Origin of the sequence: Laedolimicola sp. (genome assembly GCF_051972735.1) — a bacterium.
GTDB lineage: Bacteria > Bacillota > Clostridia > Lachnospirales > Lachnospiraceae > Laedolimicola > Laedolimicola intestinihominis.
On sequence record NZ_JBOKYU010000024.1, the window covers coordinates 17,975 to 36,506 of the forward strand.

General features: G+C 53.4%; 16 protein-coding genes. All 16 read left to right on the forward strand.

Annotated elements, in window-relative coordinates; all coding sequences use genetic code 11:
* Position 1: 1 nt before the first annotated feature.
* A complete protein-coding gene (locus ACTRC3_RS07220) occupies positions 2-1,456 on the forward strand; it encodes a glycerophosphodiester phosphodiesterase family protein (RefSeq protein WP_440322600.1) in 1,455 nt (484 codons plus the stop codon).
* Positions 1,457-1,462: 6 nt separating this feature from the next.
* Entirely contained in the window at positions 1,463-1,891 is a 429-nt protein-coding gene (locus tag ACTRC3_RS07225) for a GtrA family protein (protein ID WP_178038458.1), read from the forward strand.
* Positions 1,892-1,922: 31 nt separating this feature from the next.
* Positions 1,923-3,518 carry a CotH kinase family protein gene (locus ACTRC3_RS07230; protein ID WP_440322601.1) on the forward strand — a complete coding sequence of 532 codons (1,596 nt, stop codon included), beginning with the start codon at positions 1,923-1,925 and terminating at the stop codon, positions 3,516-3,518.
* Positions 3,515-5,161 (forward strand): CotH kinase family protein, encoded by a 1,647-nt coding sequence (locus tag ACTRC3_RS07235; protein WP_440322602.1) that lies wholly within the window; start codon positions 3,515-3,517, stop codon positions 5,159-5,161. The genes ACTRC3_RS07230 and ACTRC3_RS07235 overlap by 4 nt, the downstream gene beginning before the upstream one ends.
* A gap of 22 nt (positions 5,162-5,183) precedes the next feature.
* Positions 5,184-5,879 carry a polyphosphate polymerase domain-containing protein gene (locus tag ACTRC3_RS07240; RefSeq protein WP_440322603.1) on the forward strand — a complete coding sequence of 232 codons (696 nt, stop codon included), beginning with the start codon at positions 5,184-5,186 and terminating at the stop codon, positions 5,877-5,879.
* A 39-nt stretch (positions 5,880-5,918) separates the two neighbouring features.
* Complete coding sequence (locus tag ACTRC3_RS07245) at positions 5,919-6,593, forward strand: DUF4956 domain-containing protein (protein WP_178038454.1); 675 nt, start codon at positions 5,919-5,921, stop codon at positions 6,591-6,593.
* A 2-nt stretch (positions 6,594-6,595) separates the two neighbouring features.
* Positions 6,596-8,074 (forward strand): glycosyltransferase family 2 protein, encoded by a 1,479-nt coding sequence (locus ACTRC3_RS07250; RefSeq protein WP_440322604.1) that lies wholly within the window; start codon positions 6,596-6,598, stop codon positions 8,072-8,074.
* The gene (locus ACTRC3_RS07255; RefSeq protein ID WP_440322605.1) at positions 8,064-9,026 is read left to right on the forward strand and encodes a glycosyltransferase family 2 protein; all 963 of its coding nucleotides are present in this window, start codon (positions 8,064-8,066) and stop codon (positions 9,024-9,026) included. Before ACTRC3_RS07250 ends, ACTRC3_RS07255 begins: the two co-directional genes overlap by 11 nt.
* Positions 9,027-9,073: 47 nt before the next feature.
* Positions 9,074-10,483: an undecaprenyl-phosphate glucose phosphotransferase gene (locus ACTRC3_RS07260; RefSeq protein ID WP_178038451.1), complete on the forward strand. Its 1,410-nt coding sequence runs from the start codon at positions 9,074-9,076 to the stop codon at positions 10,481-10,483.
* A 32-nt stretch (positions 10,484-10,515) separates the two neighbouring features.
* The gene (locus ACTRC3_RS07265) at positions 10,516-11,736 is read left to right on the forward strand and encodes an LCP family protein (RefSeq protein WP_440322606.1); all 1,221 of its coding nucleotides are present in this window, start codon (positions 10,516-10,518) and stop codon (positions 11,734-11,736) included.
* A gap of 62 nt (positions 11,737-11,798) precedes the next feature.
* A complete protein-coding gene (locus tag ACTRC3_RS07270; protein ID WP_440322607.1) occupies positions 11,799-12,731 on the forward strand; it encodes a glycosyltransferase family 2 protein in 933 nt (310 codons plus the stop codon).
* Positions 12,732-12,741: 10 nt separating this feature from the next.
* On the forward strand, positions 12,742-13,980 hold the full coding sequence (gene hflX / locus ACTRC3_RS07275) for a GTPase HflX (protein WP_440322612.1): 1,239 nt from the start codon (positions 12,742-12,744) through the stop codon (positions 13,978-13,980).
* Between the two features lie 123 nt (positions 13,981-14,103).
* Positions 14,104-15,033: an orotidine-5'-phosphate decarboxylase gene (pyrF, locus tag ACTRC3_RS07280; protein WP_440322608.1), complete on the forward strand. Its 930-nt coding sequence runs from the start codon at positions 14,104-14,106 to the stop codon at positions 15,031-15,033.
* Positions 15,034-15,042: 9 nt separating this feature from the next.
* Positions 15,043-15,813, forward strand: a complete 771-nt coding sequence (locus ACTRC3_RS07285) for a dihydroorotate dehydrogenase electron transfer subunit (protein WP_440322609.1) — start codon at positions 15,043-15,045, stop codon at positions 15,811-15,813.
* 17 nt (positions 15,814-15,830) lie between these two features.
* Entirely contained in the window at positions 15,831-16,739 is a 909-nt protein-coding gene (locus ACTRC3_RS07290; RefSeq protein WP_440322610.1) for a dihydroorotate dehydrogenase, read from the forward strand.
* A gap of 131 nt (positions 16,740-16,870) precedes the next feature.
* A partial coding sequence (locus tag ACTRC3_RS07295; protein WP_440322611.1) for a type II secretion system protein occupies positions 16,871-18,532 on the forward strand: 1,662 nt, incomplete at its 3' end.

Genomic DNA, 18,532 nt, shown 5'->3' on the forward strand with positions numbered 1-18,532 from the left:
CATGAAAAAAAAGTTCATAATAACAGCGCTCCTCATCCTGGCGGCCGGCGTCGGAGGATATGGGCTTCATCAGTATCTGTATGTGGAGGCAATCACGGACGTCCAAATCTTAAATATGCCGGAGGACGGATATACGCTCACCCGCTATACACAGGAAGCGCGGACGCCCATTGCGGCAAAGGCCGGGACGCGAAATAAGCTGGCGGATACGGCGCTTCGCTATGAGTCCTCCGACCCGGTGGTGGCGGAGGTGACGGATGAGGGCGTATTGATTGGACACACGCCCGGCACAACGGCTGTGCGGGTGACTGCTGTCGGAAATCCGAAGGTGTATACGGAGGTGCCGGTAACGGTGGTACAGAAGGCTGTCCGCATGGAAGTCTCCCTGCCGGAGGAGCTTCCGGCCAATGAGTACTATTATCTGGTGCATCGGGGGGACAGCGTATCCTTTCAGCTAAAGCCCACACCGGCCAACGCGCAGGTGGAAAATGTCACCTATGAAAGCAGTCGTCCGGATGTGGCCTACGTGACGGAGCGTGGCGAAATCCGGGCGTTCAAGGGCGGAACCACGCTGGTCAGCGTCTACTGGACAGGACCCTACACGCCGGAGGGACAGAAGGAGCTGCTGGGTGAATTCTGGCTGAATGTGTGCCGCCGGGGCGATCACGACAGCCTGGCCCGCCACGAAATCCAGTGGTATGAGGAAAGCTGCCTTATTGCCCATGCCCTGGGAAATGCGGGCGAGTATAAATACACGAATACCCGGGACGCCCTGGAGGAGTCCATTTCCGAAGGCTTCAAAATCATCGAGGTGGATCTGGCCAAGACGTCTGACGGTGAGATTGTCTGCCGCCACAACTGGAAGAAGGATACCTTCGACGTGTCCTATGACGGGCACATTCCGGATCTGGCCACCTTTGAGCGGGAAAAATACTACGGAACCCTGACGACACTGACGGCCAGAGGCCTTCTGGAAATCTGGTCGGAGCATCCGGAGCTTTATTTTATCACCGATGTGAAGCAGGATGAAAACACCGATTTGCCCGAGGTCATGGAGAAATTTGTGGCCCTGGCCAGGGAAATGGGACAGGAAAAACTGCTGGATCGTCTGATTGTGCAGTTGTATAATGCGGAAGATTATGATAAAATCAATGCGATTTATTCCATGAAGCACTGGCTGTTTACCTTCTATCAGCTGCCGAAGACGACGGAAGCAGAGGAAGCGGCGGCCAAATACTCCAAGGAGATGAATTTCGGAGCCTTCACGGTGCCGGTCAAGTGGAAGAAGACCGCCTACTTCGTGAACCTGGCGGCGGACAATAAGTTGGATATGTTTGTCCATGTGGTGGACGAGCCGTCGGAGATCCGAAAATATATGAAAAAGGGCGTGTACGGCTTCTACACCGATTACTGGAGCCCGCGCGCCTTAGAAGAACTGAGAGAAAGTGGAGAATAGTACGAAATGAAAAAATTATTCGGACAGATTGTAAAATTTGGAGCCGTGGGCTTCCTGTGTTTCTTTATTGATTACTTTATTATGGTGGCTTTAACTGAGCTGGTGGGAATCCCATCCTTTATTTCCAGTGCATGCTCCTACACCATTTCTACCGTAGTCAATTACATCTTAAGCATTACCGTAGTCTTCGACGCGGATAAGAATGCCAATAAGACGGCCCAGTTCGGTATCTTTGTAGTCTTAAGCCTGATTGGCCTTGGTATCAACCAGCTCCTTATGTGGGCAGGTACCGGCTGGCTGGAGGGTCTGATGGATCAGAGCAGCCTGCTGGCGGCATATTCCCGTTACGCGTACATGGTAGTGAAGATTTTCGCGACCGCAGTGGTGATGGTTTACAACTTTATTACACGTAAAATTTTTATCGAAAAGCACTGAGCAAAATAAGCGCTTTCAGAAAGGAGCAGATATGAGGGAGAAAAGGATAGCACTGGCTGTCTGCCTTGTGCTGCTCCTTATCAGTTCCGTCTGGCTGATAAGGTTTCCGGTGCCGGTATCTGCGCTGGATTCCCAGGTGCTGACTGTGAAAAAGGCGGAGAAGCTGATGAAAAGCCTGACGCCGGTGGAAGGGGAGAAACGGCTGCTTACCGGGCTTTATTTCGCGGACGGAGAGCTGCCCTGCGATGTGGAGAGCCGGACCTGGTACATTCCGGTGGACATGGACAATTCCGCCTGGGAGAGCGGAAGCTTCACAGGAGCGGACGGCGTTGAGCTTTATCTTCTGGACAATCCGCTGCTTGATGATAAGCAGGAGGCCGTAAAGACCGGTAAGGCCTATCGGCTGCTGGCGGTGAAGGGCGGTAATTATGAGATCGTACAGGTGGTATTTTCAGGACTGCCCATGATAAGCCTTACGACGGACAGCGGCGAGGAGATCCGCTACGACGAGATCTACGGAACCATGCGGTTCTATGCGGCGGACACCAAGGAAAACTGGGTGACGGAAAGTGTCATGAGCGCCCATATCCGGGGCGGCTCCAGCCGCCTGAACCCGAAGAAATCCTACAAAATGACCCTGTACAGACAGAATCAGACCGGCGCGGGCGCTTTGCGGAAAAACAAGCTGTCCTTCCTGGGAATGCGGACCGACGACGAGTGGCTGCTCTATGCCATGTACAGTGAGGACTCGAAGGTACGTGATAAGCTTTCCCAGGATATATGGAACGAATCAGGCGCTTTGGGTATTGAATCGACCGGTTTTTATGGCTATCATATGGAATACATTGAGGTCTTTCAAAATGGGGAATACCGCGGTATCTACGGTCTGATGGAGCCGGTGGACTACAAGCAGCTGGGTCTGACCAAAGAAAACGGAAAGAATCCGGAGGAGTATCTGTACAAGCAGAAGGATCCGGAGGTCTATGAGCTGAAGGGAAATCACAGCGCGGATGATGAAGCCCATCGGGAAGTCCTCGACACATACCTTGCATATCTGGGGGCAGACGACGAGACCTTTGCGGCCCATATCGGGGAGTTGATCGATGTGGATAACGCGCTGGACGTCTGGCTCTATCTTCAGGCTGTCATCGGCATGGATAATATTCAGCGGAATATCTTCTATCCGGCGGTCTGTGCGGACGACCGGTATCAGATTCGTTTCATGCCCTGGGACATGGATTATACCTGGGGAAATGTACACGATTTTGATGCGGGGAACCGTACCAGGTTCTCGGAAGACATTCTGACCATGCGCATCGCCTGGAAAATAGGCGACCGTCTGGTGAAGCTTGACGTGGACGACGCCCGGGCGAAGGTCACGGCCAGATGGAAGGAGCTGCGGGAAAGCGTCTATTCCGACGGGTGGCTCTGTGAGCATATAGATACGTATGCCCACAGCGTGGTGGATTCCGGAGCCTTTGAGCGGGATCAGGCTATTTGGGAAAATGGCGGACATAATTCCGACTATGAGAGCCTGAAAGAGCTTGCCTGTGATCGGATGACCTTTCTGGATGAGCAGATGGCCGATCCGCTTTCCTATCTGGATTTGGAGGAGTATGTGGAGTGAAAAAGAAGATAGCGCTTCTTTTAAATTTGATATTGCTTGGCTGCTGCCTCACAGGCGTCTTCTGCTGGCGGTTCCTTACGCCGGCACTGGGCTATCGGAGCGCGGACGCGGAGGATATAAAGGCCATGAAAGCGACTCATACGCAGGCGGCGGAGCCGTTTTTTACGGCGTTGGCGTTTTCCGGAGAGCAGCTGCCCTATGACAGCGCCACCTCGACCTTCTATCTGCCTCTGGATATGGAGACGGACGTATGGGAGAGTGGGGAGCTTAGCTCCCTCGATAAGAGCGTGCAGCTCCTTTTTGAGGAAGATATGGCCGACACGGACAAGCAGGAAGCCATCCGGACGGGAAAAGCCTTCTGTTTCTATGCAGTAAAGGATGGGGAATATCAGGTCTGTCAGGTGGTGGCCACCGGCCTTCCGGTCATTTCTATTGAGACGGCAGAAAGCGCGGACACAGAAGTTTTTGGCGGAAGCGCCTTTTTCTGGGATAATACCACCAAGATAAACTGGACCTCATCCAGCATTCTGGAGGCCCATATCCGCGGCAATACCAGCCGCATGTATCCGAAGAAGGGGTACAAGCTGACCCTGAAAAAGCAGAAGAAAAGCGGCGATATTGTAGCAGATAAAAAATCTCTGTTCGGCCTGCGTTCGGATGATGAGTGGATTCTGAACGCCATGTATACAGATTCTTCCAAGATCCGCGACAAGCTGAACGCGGATCTCTGGAGTGAAATCGGCGCGGTGAGAAGCGATTTCCCAAGCGCTTATTTCGGCACCCGGATGACCTATGTGGAGGTTTTCTTCAACCACGAATACTGGGGACTCTATATGCTGGCGGAGCCGGTGGATTCCAAGCAGCTGAACCGCGCGAAGCTGAACGAGGGCAAGGCGGAGGAGTATTCCTACAAGTCCGTGACGCCGCAGACCCTGCCTACGGAGGAGCTTCTGAATCAACCTGAGTATGGTCAGAATCTGGACGGCTATGAGCTGAAGGGCAAGCGGGATACGGTGGGGCGTTCCGATTGGGAGCCACTGCTTGACTATCTGAAGCTGCGGGATCTGACCACAGATGAAGAATTCCGGGAGACGGCCTCGGCTCTTACGGATCGGGAGGGTGCTCTGAACGTCTGGATTTTCCTTCAGGCGGTGCTGGGCATTGACAACCGCGGAAAAAATATGTATTATGTGGCAAAGCAGACTGCGAGCGGTCCGAAGCTGTACTTTGCGCCCTGGGATATGGATATTACCTGGGGAGACGCCTTAAGTGAAAATGAGGACGGAGACAGCGTGTGGAAGGTAGGGCTGTTTACCGGTCTTTATTCCGAGCGGATCAACTGGGCCTACGGCGACCGTCTGGTGGAGCTTGACGTGGACGAAACAAGAGATTATGTAAACCGGACATGGAAGGAGCTGCGGGCCGGCGTTTTCTCAGAGGAAAATCTGACGGAGCGTATCGACGACCTTGTACATCAGGTGCAGGATTCCGGCGCTTACACAAGGAATGAAGAACGCTGGCCGGACAGCAGCAGCGGACAGAATTACGACCTGTTCAAGCGGATGGCCTTTTATCGGTTTGGCATCCTGGATTATTATTTTAGCGGCAATCTGGAGGAATACATGGGGCTTGGATACGAATAGGCCTCGCTCTAAAGGAGAAAACATGGATTATCGGCATGAATTAAAGTATGTGATTACGGCGGCGCAGCAGGCGCTTCTGGAAAACCGGATTCAGGGTTTGATAAAGCCGGACAGTCACGTGGGCGCGGACGGTATGTATCACATCCGCAGTCTGTATTTTGACGATTACTATAACAGCTATTATAAGGAAAATGAGATCGGCAGCGATCCGAGAGAAAAATTCCGGATCCGCATCTACAATGCCGGTACGGGGCGTATCAGCCTGGAACTGAAGCGGAAGGAACACGGCATGACCCAGAAGCTTTCCTGCCGCCTGACTGAGGAGCAGTGCAGGGAGCTGATGGCCGGAAGACCCCTTCCAATGGATCCTTCTTATCCGCCGGTATTGCAGAAGCTGAACCTGCAGATGAGGACGAGACTCTTAAGACCCCGGATTATCGTAGAGTATGACCGAATTCCCTATGTGGATCCCCTGGGCAACACCCGTATTACGCTGGATCTGAATATCCGTTCTTCCGGCTATACGAGCCTGTTTCTGACGGAGCAGCCGCCCATGCGGCCCATTATGCCGAAGGGGCGGAATATTCTGGAGGTCAAATACGACGAGTTCCTGCCGGATTACATATACCGGAATCTGCAGCTTGACAGCTTACAGCAGACGGCATATTCCAAATACTACCTATGCAGACGGTACTCCTTCACGGGGATACCGGATTAAAATAAAGAATTCATAAAAAGACTATGGAGGATATGAAAAATGGGATTTAAAGATGTATTCAAAAAGTCATTTCTCGAAGGCTTTACCAGCATGGACATTTCTGCCGGACGGATTATGGCGACCTTTGCAGTGACCTGTATTCTGGCCTGCTATGTATTTCTGATTTACCGCCTGGTGACCAGAAAGTCCTTTTATTCCAAGGGCTTCAATGTGTCTCTGGCAGCCATGTCCGTGATTACTGCGGCCATCATTCTGGCTATGCAGTCCAACCTGGTAATCTCCCTCGGTATGGTCGGCGCCCTGTCTATTGTGCGTTTCCGTACCGCCATCAAGGATCCGATGGATCTGGTGTTCCTGTTCTGGTCCATCAGTATCGGTATCATCTGCGGCGCAGGTCTCTATGAGGTAGCGCTTCTGACCTGTCTGGTGGTGACGATTCTGATTCTGGTGTTGGAGAACCTGCCGGCTTCCAGAGCACCCATGATGCTGGTGGTCAATGTGACCGATGCGGATAAAGAGGACGCGATTCTGGATATCGTAAAGAAATACAGCCGTTTCTACAAAGTAAAATCCAGAAACCTGACAGCAGGCGCCCTGGATATGGTAGTCGAGGTACAGGTGAAGGAAGAGGGCGCCTTTGTGAAAGAGGTCGCTGCGGTGGATACCGTAATGACAGCTTCCCTGATTGCCCACGACGGCGAGGTAACTTTCTAAATATGGGAAAAATCATGCGGCTTGGCGGGCGCGGACTGCGGTATATAAAGCAGTACGGGCTCGCCCGGCTTTATCGGAAGATTATGGAGCGAAGGCGACGGAACGCAGCCGAGGCCGGTTACAATGACTGGCTTCTGAAACAGCTTCCGGACGCGGAGGAGGACGCGCGCCAGCGGGAAAAGAAGTTCGCGTATGAGCCGTGCATCAGCATTCTGGTTCCGGCTTATGAGACGCCGGAGAACTTTCTGCGGCAGATGATCGACTCCGTACTGGACCAGAGCTATGGAAATCTGGAGCTGTGTATTGCCGATGGCAGTCCTTCCGATAAGGTCGAACAGACAGTAAAAGAATATGAAAAGAAGAATTCCCGGATAAAATATCGGCATCTGACGGAAAATCTGGGGATTTCTGACAATACCAACGCGGCGCTTGCCTTGGCGACCGGCGATTATGTGGGCCTTTTGGATCATGACGATCTGCTGCTTCCGGGGGCTCTTTTTGAGATCGTAGAGGCACTCAACGAGAGCGACGGCGCAGACGCGGTTTATACGGACGAGGATAAGGTCAATATGGAACTGACCCGTCATTTTCAGCCCCATTTCAAGCCGGACTTTAATCAGGAATATCTGCGAAGCAATAATTATATCTGTCACTTTTTCGTGGTTCGGCGCTCCATTGCCCTGGAGGTGGGCGGCTTTCGGGAGGAGTTCGACGGAGCCCAGGATCATGACTTTATCTTCCGCTGTACAGAAAAAGCAGAGCAGATATTGCATGTGGCGAAGGTGCTGTATTCCTGGCGCAGCCACGAGGCATCAACGGCCACGAACCCCGAGAGCAAGCTTTATGCTTATGAAGCGGGAAAGCGGGCGGTGTCGGCCCATCTTGCCCGGACCGGACGCATGGGAACCCCGCAAAATACGGATAATTACGGCTTTTACAGGGTCTGCTATCCGGGCGTTCCATCTATCTTAAAGAATTCTTTCGAAAAATTTGATGGACAAACAGGTGTAAACGTTGTATATTATGGTAAGGTATGTAATATTTCCGTAACAATTAACCCGGAAGATCGTTATGTGCTTTTTATGCATGTTCGGAATCAGAGACAGAAGCATACGCGGGTAAACGCGCAGTTTTATGAGGCGCTGAAAGCCTGTTGTGACCGTCCCGATACGGGGCTGGCCTGCGCGCGGGTGTACGACGCGCGGAAGCGGCTGGCAGGCGATATCCGGATGCGCGGTGTGAAGGACCCCTTTTCCGATGGAATGAAGGGTCTGAAATACGGATATACCGGATACAATCACCGGGCGGTGCTGCAGCAGGAGCTGGAGCAGCCGACGGACTGCTTTATGGTGCGGGCGGATATCTTAAAGACCTGTGTGCCGGAGGGCGGAGAGGTGTCTGTGGAGACGCTGGCGACGAAGCTTACAGAATCCGGTTACCATATCTACTATGAACCCTGGGCGGTGTTGTATGAAGGCTGACAGTCAGGTATCCATTGTGATACCCAATTACAATGGAATGGCTTTTATGGAAGCCTGCATGCAGGCGGTACTCCGGGACGCGCCGAAAGCGGAGCTTATCGTGGTGGACAATGCGTCAAAGGACGGAAGCCTCGAATATACCAGAGAGCATTTCCCGGAAGCGCGTGTGCTGGCCATGGATCAGAACTATGGATTTGCCCGGGCAGTCAATGAAGGCATCCGGGCGGCGACGCGGCCCTACGTGATTCTTTTGAACAATGATACCGAGGTGGAGCCGGGCTTTACGGACGCATTGGTGGGGGCTCTGGAAGCAGATGTGAGGGCATTTTCAGCCCAGGCCAAGCTGATTCAGCTTCAGGATCCGTTGAAGCTGGACGACGCGGGCAATTTTTACTGCGCCCTCGGCTGGGCATTTGCGAGAGGAAAAGATAGGCCTTCCGCAGATTATGAAGAACAGGACGAAGTATTCGCGGCCTGTGCGGGAGCGGCGGTCTACCGGAAAGCGCTTTTTGAAAAAATCGGGTATTTTGACGAAGCTCATTTCGCCTATCTGGAGGATATCGACATCGGCTGGAGAGCGCGTATCTTCGGATACCGGAATCTCTACGTACCAAAGGCCAGGGTATTGCACGCCGGAAGCGGAACCAGCGGTTCCCGTTATAATGAATTTAAGGTGACATTAAGTTCACGGAATAATATATGGATTATCTATAAGAATATGCCCCTGCTTCAGCTGGTGCTGAATCTGCCGTTTTTGCTGGTGGGATTTGGGGCAAAGCAGTTGTTTTTCTGTAAGAAGAAGCTGGGCGGCACTTACGCCCGGGGGATTCTTAAGGGAATCTGTACCTGCGACCGGGAGAAAAAGGTCCGCTTTATGTGGAAGCATTTCCCGGCGTATGCCAGACTCCAGTGGGAGCTCTGGCGGAATATAGCGAGAAAAATAATCGTTTAGTACAGGCTGAAGCACTTGCTGCTGAAGCCGAATGTGGGTGAGAAGTAGTGATAAAGGATAATCAGCAGCATTTTAACCGGCTTCACGTGCTGGTGGATGCGCTGGTGGTCGCGGCAGCCTATCTGCTGGCGTGGACTATCCAGTTTAAATTACTGAATCATATATCCGGTTTTGTATTCCAGGATTATATGCTGATTCTGATTCCGCTGGTGCCGGGATATCTGGCGCTTTACGCGGCTTTTGGCATGTATACTACCAAGAGTGTCAGAAGAAAGCGTGTGGAGCTGGAGAAGATCGTACAGGCTAATACGCTGGGGCTTGGTATTTTTATGATGGCTATGTTTTTACTGCGCTGGAATACCGAGTTTACGACGAACTTCTCACGTCCCATGTTGTTTTATTTCTACGCCATCAACATCGTGCTGGAAGCCATGGCCCGCAATTCCATCCGTCTGGCCCTGCACCAGCTGCGGAAGAAGGGATTCAACCAGAAGCACATGATTCTGGTGGGCTACAGCCGCGCGGCGGAGGAGTATATTGACCGCATCAAGGGCAATCCGGAATGGGGCTATGAGATCATGGGGATTCTGGATGACAATGTGGAACAGGGCATGAAGTATCGGGGCGTGGAGGTGTTTGGCCGCACTGAGGAGATCGAAGAAGTTCTGGAGAAGGCCAAGCCGGATGAGATTGCCATTACCCTGGGCTTAAGCGAGTATTCCAAGCTGGAGCATATCGTGGCGGTCTGTGAGAAATCCGGCGTGCATACAAAGTTCATTCCGGATTACAATAATATCATCCCGACCCGTCCGTACACGGAGGATTTGATGGGGCTTCCGGTGGTCAATATCCGCCATGTGCCTCTGACCAATACATTCAATGCATTTGTAAAGCGAACGGTGGATCTGGTGGGGGCAGTCTGTGCCATCATCATCTTTTCGCCGATTATGCTGGTGACAGCCATCGCCATCAAGCTGACCTCTCCGGGACCTCTGATCTATGCCCAGGAGCGTGTGGGACTTCATAACCGGAACTTCAAGATGTACAAGTTCCGCTCCATGGACGTCCAGTCGCCCAAGAAGGAACGGGGAGCCTGGACCGTGCCGAACGATCCCCGTGTCACAAAGGTTGGAAAGATTATCCGCAAGACCAGCATAGACGAGCTGCCGCAGCTCTTTAATATCTTAAAAGGGGACATGAGTCTGGTGGGACCCCGTCCGGAGCGCCCGTTTTTTGTGGAAAAGTTCCGGGAGGAGATTCCCCGTTATATGATTAAACACCAGGTGCGTCCGGGTATGACCGGCTGGGCCCAGATTAATGGGTACCGGGGCAATACCTCGATCCGCAAGCGTATCGAATATGATCTCTACTATATTGAGAACTGGACGCTGGGGTTTGATATAAAAATCTTATTTCTGACGATTTTCAAAGGCTTCGTCAACAAGAATGCCTATTAAGGTGTCAGAACACAGGAAAGGATTTTACACGTATGGCAGATACAAGAGGCAGAAACGCGAGGGGACGGGACGAGGAACACAGCACACGTCGAAACAGCAGCAGTCGCAACACCCGCAGTAATGCACATGCGCACAGCTCCCACAGTAAGGGCAGAACCGCCCATACACCGGAAGAAAAGCGCAGAATGGCAAAGAGACATAAAAAGGCGAAGCGCAAAAAGCGCATGATCGGAATCCTTGTTCTGGAGGTATTTCTGATCCTGATTCTCGGCGTCGGCGTCTGGGGCTTAGGGAAGCTTGACAAGCTCCAGAGTGAGAATATCGGCGACGTGGTCGTCAATGAAGATATGGACGAGGATACAGCCAAGCTCCTGAAGGGCTATACGAATGTTGCCCTGTTTGGTATTGATACCCGTAAGATCGGCGAGCTGGGCGCAGGCAATCGAAGCGACACCATGATCATCGCCAGCATCAACAACGAGACCAAAGAGGTCAAGCTTATGTCCGTATACCGCGATACCTATCTGAACCGGGCGGACGACACCTACGGCAAATGTAACGCGGCCTACAAGAGCGGCGGACCCAAGCAGGCTATGGAAATGCTGAACACCAACCTGGATCTGAATATCCAGTATTATGTCAGCATAGATTTTGTGGCCCTGATCAAGACCATTGACGCCCTGGGCGGCATTGACATCGATGTACAGGACGATGAGTGGGAGTATGTCAACGCCTATATGTACGAAACGACTGAGATTTCCGAGGATTATCTGGATCACTACAGCCCGTTCCTGGAAGGACCGGGACTGCAGACTCTGGACGGACTGCAGGCGACGGCTTACTGCCGCATCCGCTATACAGCAGGAAGTGATTTCAAGCGTACGGAACGTCAGAGAATGGTTATCAGTAAGATTGTCGAGAAGGCAAAGAGCGCAGGACTGGGTACGATTAACAAGATTGTGGACGAGGTATTCCCGCTGGTATCCACGAATATCCCGAAGACGACCATGATCGGAATGGCGGCCAATATGATGTCCTACGAGCTGGGCGAGAGCGGAGGCTTCCCGACCTATATCGAGAATAAGAAGATCCATAAGCAGGATATGGTCGTGCCTGCAGATCTGGAGCTGAATGTAATGGAGCTTCACAAGTTCCTGTTTGGAGAGGAAGATTATTATCCGTCACCGACAGTCTTGAAGATCAATGAGAAGATTATCTCTGACACAGGCGTAACGGCGAAATCGACGGAATAATTACACGGAATAAAAATGGACGGGGAGAGTAGGCCTCGTCCATTTTTTCAGAGAGGGAAAGTATGAAAAAAGAAGCGATTATCGACGCGGTTATCCCGGCTTACCGTCCGGGGGCAGAGTTCCGGGAGCTTCTGAAGCGGCTGATGGCGCAGAGCCGTCCGCTGCGGCGGATTATCATTATGAATACACGTACGGAAGTAGATATGCGAACCATGGCGGAAGATATTCCGGGGGCAGAGATTCACGAGCTGGACAAAAGTGAGTTTGATCACGGCGGCACCCGGGACGCGGGCGCGCGCCTGTCTGATGCGGATTACCTGCTCTTTCTGACTCAGGACGCCCTTCCGGCGGACGAATATCTGGTGGAGCGTCTGGCGGCAGCTTTTACGGAACCGCAGATTAAGGCGGCATACGCGAGGCAGCTGGCCAGGCCGGATTGCCGGGAGCTGGAACGCTATACACGGATCTTTAACTATCCGGAGGAGTCCCGGGTTAAAACGGCGGCGGATCTGGACACACTTGGCATCAAGACCTTTTTTTGTTCCAATGTGTGCGCCATGTACGAACGGGAAACTTATGTAAACCGGGGAGGCTTTATCAGAAAAACCATTTTCAACGAGGATATGATTTATGCGGGCGGGCTTATTAAGGCCGGTTACGCCATCGCCTACGCGGCGGACGCCCGGGTCATCCATTCCCACAATTACAGCGGGCTCGAACAGTTCCACCGGAACTTTGATCTGGCCGTATCCCAGGCCGAGCATCCGGAGATCTTCGGCGGCGTGGCGTCGGAGGGCGAGGGCATCCGGCTAGTGAAGAAGACGGCGGCCCATTGCCTGCGGATCAGGAAACCCTGGCTCATCGTGACGCTGGTGTGGCAGAGCGGCTGGAAGTTCCTGGGTTACAGGATGGGTAAGAGTTATCGGAAGCTGCCCCGGTGGCTGGTGCTTCGCTGTACCATGAACCGGGCTTACTGGAACGGATACCGGAGATAACGGAGGATAAATTTGGGCAGAGTTATATGAAAATAAAGAGGCAGCCCGGGAGCGCGTCATCCTTGTCGGCGTCTGCACCCGGGAAAATGAAAATGTGGAGGAATCCCTGGATGAGCTGGCAGAGCTGGCCGACACCGCAGGGGCGGAGGCGGTAGGCCGGGTCATCCAGAACCGGGAAAGCATGCATCCGGGCACCTATATCGGCAGCGGCAAGATCGACGAGGTCCGGGAGCTGGCGGCAGAATTGCACGCGGACGGCGTCATCTGCGACGATGAGCTGACTCCGGCCCAGCTAAGGGGACTGGAGCAGGAACTGGATTTGAAGGTTATGGACCGGACCCTGGTGATTCTGGACATCTTCGCACAGCACGCTACCACCAGCGAGGGAAAATTGCAGGTGGAGCTGGCCCAGCTGCGTTATCGTCTGGCAAGGCTTACCGGAAAGGGTATCGCCATGTCAAGACTGGGCGGCGGTATCGGCACCAGAGGTCCCGGCGAGAAGAAGCTGGAGACGGACCGACGGCTGATTAAGAGCCGCATTGCGAGACTGAACCGGGAACTGAAGGAGATGCAGATTCACCGGGATACGGCGAGAAAGAAGCGCCTGAACGAGAGTGTGCCGGTGGCGGCCATTGTAGGCTACACCAACGCGGGCAAGTCTACCCTGCTGAACGCCCTGACCGGAGCCGGTATCCTGGCGGAAAATAAGCTGTTCGCCACATTGGATCCCACCACCCGCCGGATGGAGCTGCCAAGCGGCCAAGAGATTCTGTTGACGGATACGGTCGGCTTTATCCGGAAGCTTCCCCATCATCTGGTGGAGGCCTTTAAGAGCACCCTGGAGGAGGCCCGCTACGCCGATTACATTCTTCACGTAGTGGACAGCGTGAGTCCGCAGATGGACGCCCAGATGGAGGCAGTCTACGAGACTCTGGATCGTCTGGGTATCGCGGGCAGGCCGGTCATCACCCTGTTTAACAAGCGGGATCTGGCGGCGGGCAGCGAGCTTCCGAAGGATCCGAACGCGGTGCGCGCCATCGGCATTTCCGCCGGAACCGGCGCGGGACTTAAGGAGCTGCAGGAAGTGCTGGAAGAGCAGCTTCGTAACAGCCGGGTACAGGTAGAGAAGCTGTTTCCCTACGCCCAGGCAGGGGATATCCAGCGGATTCGAAGGTACGGACAGGTGCTGGAAGAGGAATATCGGGAGGACGGTATCTATATCAAGGCCTGGATGCCGCGGAATTATTAGGTGGCGCAGAGGATCCTTACAGTTGCATTCTATAAAAAAATACTATATAATTTCTTAAACGGACCTGCGGGAGAAGCGCAGAGACCAGAAACCATAACTTTATAAAACGAAGGAGAACGTAAAATGATTGATAAGCTGATTGCAAAGATTCAGAAGACCGGAGCCCCCATCGTGGTAGGACTGGATCCGATGCTGAACTACATTCCGGAGCACATCCAGAAGAAGGCGTTCGCGGAGTACGGCGAGACCCTGGAGGGAGCAGCAGAGGCCATCTGGCAGTTCAACAAGGAGATCGTGGACAAGACCTACGACCTGATTCCGGCGGTAAAGCCTCAGATCGCCATGTATGAGCAGTTCGGTATCGAGGGCTTGAAGGCATATAAGAAGACCATCGATTACTGCAAATCCAAAGACCTGGTAGTCATCGGCGATATCAAGCGCGGCGACATTGGTTCCACTTCTGCCGCATATGCGGTGGGCCATCTGGGCAAGGTACAGGTGGGCAGCAAATGTTACGTTCCCTTCGACGAGGATTTCGCCACTGTAAACCCGTACCTGGGCAGTGACGGCGTAAAGCCTTTCATCGAGGTATGCAAAGAGGAAAATAAGGGTCTGTTTATCCTGGTAAAAACCTCCAATCCGTCCAGCGGCGAGTTCCAGGATCAGTTGGTAAATGGCCGTCCGCTCTACGAGCTGGTGGGCGAGAAGGTAGCCCAGTGGGGTGAAGAGCATGTAGGCCAGTCCGGCTACAGCTACATCGGCGCAGTGGTCGGCGCTACCTATCCGGAGATGGGCGCAGTGCTGAGAAAGCTCATGCCGAAGACCTTTATTCTGGTGCCGGGCTACGGTGCCCAGGGCGGAAAGGGCAAGGATCTGGTGAACTTCTTTAATGAGGACGGTCTGGGAGCCATTGTCAACTCCTCCAGAGGCATCATTGCCGCATACAAGCAGGAGAAGTACGCAAAATTCGGCGCGGAAAACTTCGGCGACGCTTCCCGCGCGGCGGTGGAAGACATGGTAGCCGACATCAGCGGCGCGCTGAACGCCAGATAGGAGAACGCGATGAAATATCAGGAGACAGCGCTTGTAAAAGAGCAGCGTGAGATTGCCCCGGGCATCTTTAGCCTGTGGCTTCAGACAGAGCATATCGCGGAAGAGGCGAGACCGGGCCAGTTCGTGTCCGTCTACTGCCATGATGAGTCGAGACTTCTGCCCCGGCCCATCAGCATCTGCGAGATCGATAAAGAAAATAAATCCCTGAGGCTGGTATACCGGGCAGCAGGAGCGGGAACCGCAGAGTTTTCCGGCTACGGCCCGGGCGACACCCTTCGTCTGGTGGGCCCCCTGGGCAATGGCTTCCCGTTGGATAAAGGCTATAAAAAAGTATTCCTCATCGGTGGCGGCATCGGCGTACCGCCCATGGTGGAGCTCTCGCGGCAGCTTCCCGGGGAGAAAATCGTGGTTTCCGGTTACCGGGGCGGAGACCTGTTCCTGAAGGACGAGCTGTCCCGCCACGCAGAACTTGTGGTAGCCACTGAGGACGGAAGTGCCGGAACAAAGGGAAATGTATTGGACGCCATCAAAGAAAATGGCCTGACTGCGGACGCCATTTTCGCCTGCGGCCCCGGCCCCATGCTCCGGGCCCTGAAGGCTTACGCCGAAGAGCAGGGCATCGACTGTTATCTGTCCCTGGAGGAGCGCATGGCCTGCGGCATCGGAGCCTGTCTGGCCTGCGTCTGTAAGTCCAAGGACGTGGACGCCCACACCAATGTGAAAAATAAGCGCATCTGCAAGGACGGTCCGGTCTTTGCGGCTGACGAAATCGAACTGTAACCGGAGGAAGAAGAGCTATGGAATACAAGACAAGTGTAAATCTGGCCGGAGTAGAGCTTAAGAACCCGGTGATGACAGCCTCCGGAACCTTCGGATCCGCCGGCGAATACGGAGAATTTTACGACCTGGGCGAGCTGGGAGCCGTAGTAACCAAGGGCGTGGCAAATGTACCCTGGCCCGGCAATCCGACCCCGCGTATCGCCGAGACAAAAAGCGGCATGCTGAACGCCATCGGGCTTCAGAACCCGGGATTGGACGTATTTTTGGAGCGGGATCTGCCGAAGATCCGCCGCTTTGATACCAAAATCATCGTCAATGTCTGCGGCAAGACCACCGAGGACTACTGTGACGCGGTGGAGCGTCTGTCCGACGCGGACGTGGATATGCTGGAGATCAATGTTTCCTGCCCCAACGTGAAGGAGGGCGGTATTGCCTTCGGCCAGAAGCCGGAAGCCCTGGAAGCCATTACAAAGGCTGTGAAGAAGTACGCAAAAAAGCCGGTTATCATGAAGCTGAGCCCCAATGTGACGGACATCACCGAGATGGCCCGGGCGGCAGAGGCAGGCGGTGCGGACGTGCTGTCCCTCATCAATACCATCACCGGCATGAAGATCGACATCAACCGCCGTACCTTCGCCATCGCCAATAAGACCGGCGGCATGTCCGGTCCGGCAGTAAAGCCCGTGGCCGTGCGCATGGTCTACCAGGTGGCAAACGCGGTGAAGCTGCCGATTATCGGCATGGGCGGCATCACGAACGGCGACGACGCCAGGGAGTTCATCCTGGCCGGAGCCACCGCCGTATCCGTGGGAACCGCCAATTTCGCCAATCCCTACGCGGCAAAAGAGACCGCCGAGGGCATTCTGGCCTACATGAAGAAGTATCAGGTGGCCGATATCAACGAGCTGATAGGCGCAGTTCACTAGAAATTATTTCCGGAGAAAACATTACAGATTGTAATTACAACCCGCAAAAGCACTGGACAATCCCAGTGCTTTTTGTTATATTAAAAAATGATATTCTTTAAAATGATAAAGGTTTTACGGGATGATAGAGAATGAAAGACAGAAGAAAAGGCTTTACGTTGACGGAACTTACAGTTGTATTGGTGATTATGGCTATCATCACAGCAATCGCGGTTCCTTTTTTTATTAAATACTGGAAAATTGCGGAGTTTCGAAAAAATGAATCCAACGCCCGGACCGTGTATCTGGCGGCAGAGTCGAAGCTGACCTGGTATCGTTCCTCCGGACAGTGGGAACAGTTTCAGAGGGAAGTAAAAAAGAATGGAGAAGCGGCTGTGTTTGAGGAAGCCTCAAAGCTGAATGGCCGTATCTATACGATTACGCTGGACGCGGACAGCTATCAGAGCCCATCGGAAGAGGGCAAGCTGGTATTGCAGCTTCTGGATGATTCTGCCTATGATAAGAGCTTCTTAAACGGGGCCGTCGCCATTGAGATCGATATGGAATCGGGCGAGGTCTATTCTGCGTTCTATGGAACCAGGTGCAAGGGCTTGAATTATGCGGAGAAAGACGCGGACGGTTACCTGACCATGAAGGAGCGGGAATATGAGAGTCGGCAGAAGCGTCTGCTGGGTTACTATTCCGTGGAGGATACAGTCAATGTGGCAGCGCTGGATCCGGTGCGCCTGCGTATCACCACCATCAGCCTCTTAAACAGTGAAAAGCTGACCCTGAACTGGTCCTCCAACGCGAAAATCAAGAATGCAGTCAGCTATGAGCTGACCTTCTATAAGGCCGACGACAAAACCAAACTGTTCAGCCTCATGATGTCTCCCAACGATATGGGTACAAAGGGATGGGACGGCAAGAGCGGATCCACCTCAGAGATGGCTTCCTTTACCCTGCTGGATAAGGACGGCAATGAGAAAGGTACCTGGGACTTCCCGGTAAGCCAGAGCCCTAACGGCTACTCTCTGGTACTGGATGCTATGATGTCGGCAGAGACACTGGGTGTGCTGGATGCGAAAAGCGGAAGCGGTATCGAAGAGACCGAAAGCACCAGTATCTTACGTCTGGCGAAGGTGGCGTCAGAGCTTGGACAAAATCAGAATATTTACGCCACGGTCAAGGCAACAGCCTACGCGGGAAGTGATCCGGGGGTGAAGCTGACCCAGGAATACCGGGACAGTGAGGTCGTGGCATCCAATACAGCGCAGACCCTGTACGGTGACGAAACCAAGGGGACATCCGTGGAAATCTGCACCTGGCGCCATCTGTCCAATATCCGTTACCGAAATCAGAGTGGACAGGTAACCTATACCCTGACAGCCAAAAACATGGACTGGGCTGCGGTGGGAACCGGCCTGTACAGTCTGCAGCCGGAGGGCGTGGGTTCGATCTCAAAGCCCTGCTGGTCGGATAATGGCAGTGAAGTGACGGACTTTCCGACGATCCCGCAGCTTTCAAAGGATGCAATGCTGAAGGGAGAAGGGGATAAAACCCTGCTTTCCAATCTGCAGTTGGGAGCTTCTTCCATATTGGATAACAAAACGGCGGGTACAATTTATGGAACAGGGCATGATACCGGGCATGATACCGGCTACCTGGGATTGTTTGCCGAAAATAACGGAACGATTTCCGATGTGACACTGGCAGATCCGCGTCTGAAGCTGACATCCAATCAGGAGCATCCTTTTACGAAGCTGAAGGGCGTGGGCATTCTGGCCGGACGCAGCGAGGGCACACCGCAGAAT